General features: G+C 60.9%; 2 protein-coding genes. Both read right to left on the bottom strand.

From position 1 onward, the window contains the following. Window positions 1–7: 7 nt before the first annotated feature. Window positions 8–1438, bottom strand: coding sequence for an MBOAT family protein (locus tag ACESNG_RS16570; RefSeq protein WP_373069821.1), 1431 nt, complete (start codon window positions 1436–1438; stop codon window positions 8–10). Window positions 1439–1443: 5 nt separating this feature from the next. Further along, window positions 1444–2619 (bottom strand): alginate O-acetyltransferase AlgX-related protein, encoded by a 1176-nt coding sequence (locus ACESNG_RS16565; protein ID WP_373069819.1) that lies wholly within the window; start codon window positions 2617–2619, stop codon window positions 1444–1446. Window positions 2620–2993: the final 374 nt, after the last annotated feature.

Raw genomic sequence — 2993 nt, 5'->3', positions numbered from 1 at the left:
GTCGTGATCAGAACTGGAAATAGAGGAACGGGCTGAACGTGCTCGAGAGTGTGTACAGGCACGCAACCGGAGCGACGGTCGCAATGACAAGTGTGCGAACTCGGGCGCGTGCAGTCCCGCCCGGCACTGATAGTCGGCTCCCGAATGAAGGTGCCCGAGGCAGGATGAGCACGCATGCGCCGAGTGCGAAGTAAGCGAGTCGCTGATTCGACAGCAGCTCCTCGAGCGTGACGGGCAGGCCCATCCCTTGAGGTGTGATCATCGCAAAGATCATTGACCAGCCTTGCGCAACGTCACCAGCGCGGAACATAGCCCAGCCGATGCACACGAGCATGAAGGTAAGAAGGCGTCGGGGGAGTGCGAGCCGGCGGGCGTCCAGCGTGCCGGTCCCTGTGAGCCGTTCGATAATCAGGCACGCGCCGTGGAAAGCCCCCCACACGATGAAGGTCCAGTTCGCCCCATGCCAGATACCCGTGAGTGCGAAGACGATCGCCAGGTTGCGATAGGTCCTCCACGGTCCGTCCCTATTGCCTCCAAGTGGGACGTACACATAGTCCCGAAACCACGACGACAACGTGATGTGCCACCGTCTCCAGAAGTCGGTCACCGAGTGTGCGGAGTACGGCCGGTCGAAGTTCTCTGGGAAGCCGAACCCGAACATGCAGGCGAGGCCGATTGCCATGTCGGAGTAGCCGGAAAAGTCGAAGTAGATCTGGAGCGCGTACGCGAATACGCCGATCCAGGCCGTGGCGGTCGTGATTCGGTTGTCGGGTAGCGCGTATACATGGTTGGCGATGGCCGCCATCTGGTCAGCGATGAGGACCTTCTTCGCCAGCCCCCAAAAGAACCTGGGTGCGCCCATTGCGAAATCGTCCAGTCGCCGGCGCGGCAGCATCACCAAATCCCGATGAACTTCCTCGTAGCGTACAATCGGGCCGGCGATGAGTTGGGGGAAGAGCAGCATGTATGCCGCGTAATCGACCAGCCGGTCGGCTGGCTGTGTCGTGCCGCGTGATACGTCGAGCACGTAGCTGATGCTCTGGAATGTAAAGAAACTGATCGCGATCGGAAGGGCGAGCGACAACGTGGCACCTGCTTCGATGCCAACTTGGCGAAGCAGTGCTGTCGTCTGCTCGACGACGAATCCGCCGTACTTCCACACGGCCAGTGCCAGCAGGTCGAGCACGACGACCGCGCGCACCACCCACCGGCATCGGCGCGGGTTCGTCGATCGTTCGCGATCGATGTAGACGGCAGCCCCATGGTTGAGGCCGATTGACGCCAGCAGCAGGATGACGAACTCACCTCCACCCCACATGTAGAAAACGGAACCGGCAATGCAAAGGAAGACATTGCGCGCCTTCCATGCCCCGGCCCAGAAGATCAGCAGCACCGCTGGTAGGAACGTGTACAAAAAGATCGGGTCGGAGAAGACCATCCGGACTATCTGCTCAATCCGGACTCGAGCCGGTCGAGGAACTCGGGTGCGCCGATCTCGAAGCTGAGGCGGTAGCTGGCACCACGTTCAACCGTGAGCACAATGACGCGATCAGACTCACCTATCAGGGAGATGAACCGCTCACTCTCGGTCGGAAAGTCGACCAGCCGTATCACTGTGAGATCCTCAAAATAGGGGACGAGTTGCGGAAGCGCGACCAGCCCGAACGAGTCGAGGAAGAGAACGGACCGTCCTGAAATTAGGCGACCTTCAGGCCCGTTATTCTTGAACCGCCTGTTGGGCCCACCCTCGATGTCATCGAGGACCTCGGTTTCCTCGGCGACAACGCTCTCGCGCGAAAGGGCGTACATCGGCGCCTGGTCGACCTCGGGGTTGCCCTGCATGCCAGTGAGATCGCCGGTGTACGCCCCCAGACCGATGTATTCGACATCGTCAGGATTCCACAGGCCTGGCGCCAGCGAATCGACGAGCATCTGCACCATTGCCAGCGAGCCCCGGCTGTCCCAGTGACTATCTTTGCGAAGGTACAGCGGTTCACGGGTGGTGCTTGACTCCCGCTGGAGCAACGCTCGTAGATCGTGATATCCCGGGATGTCGGCAGCCGACAAGGACGTCCACAGATCTTCGGTGTACTGCTCGAAGCAGTCGAACGTTGCGAGGTCGTCCGGGAGAAGCTGCGGATGAACCGTGCTCTTGTCCGGGGCGACCATGGCGACCATCTCGCGGCCGGACCGTTCGATGATGGTCGCTAGGCGGTCAAGGTTGGCCACAGTCTCGGCGACCGGCGCGTGCGGAGAGCATGCGGTATCGATCGCATCGGCGAGGAACAGGAAGCCATCGTCCCCACGGATTACGCGCGCAGTAGCGCCTCCGCCGAACGCAGGGTCCTCGTCGAACATGTTCTCATCGATCCAAGCATCGGCTTCGACGGCTTCCTTGCGAAGTGTGAGGCGGTCGGCGACGAAGTCGCCGAAGTCGCCGAAGACGTTCCATCCCGACGACGATCCGGGGAGCGGGCGACTGGAGCGATTCTCGATCGGCTCACCGCGCACCCCGAGTACATAAGCGAGCCCGGGCGCGAAGAGAAGCCCGACGGCGAACACGGCCATCGGCACGGATCGACGGTGGGCAGTCTGCTGTTCTTCTTTCGCCTTGACCATCGGCCCGAATGCTACGGGATTCAGTCGGCGCGCAAGTAGGGGGTCGAGGCGAGGGGCCCGGCGGTATACTCAGGCCCGGGTGTTTGGTCTCAATCGGCGGTCGAAATCAAGTTCGAGATGATTGCTCGCCGTCTACGAGGAGATGACAAGGGGCAACAATTGTTGGATGTGGGGCGCTCACAGGAACTCCTCGAACAGGTCTTTCCAAAAGATCGAAGATATCGCGATCTCGCATATCTGAGGTGGCAGTACATGCATGGGCCGTCTGGCCTGGCGATTACTGCTGATCGAGACGATCCCTCCGGCCGCGTTGGACACTATGCAATCGTGCCCCAACGATGGATTTGTTCAGGAGAGCCAGCGCTGTTTGCGCT

This window comes from Gemmatimonas sp. (assembly GCF_041689975.1).
Classification (GTDB): domain Bacteria; phylum Gemmatimonadota; class Gemmatimonadetes; order Gemmatimonadales; family Gemmatimonadaceae; genus Gemmatimonas.
The sequence above is the reverse complement of the archived record's forward strand: the minus strand, read 5'-3'. Positions and strand labels throughout refer to the sequence as shown.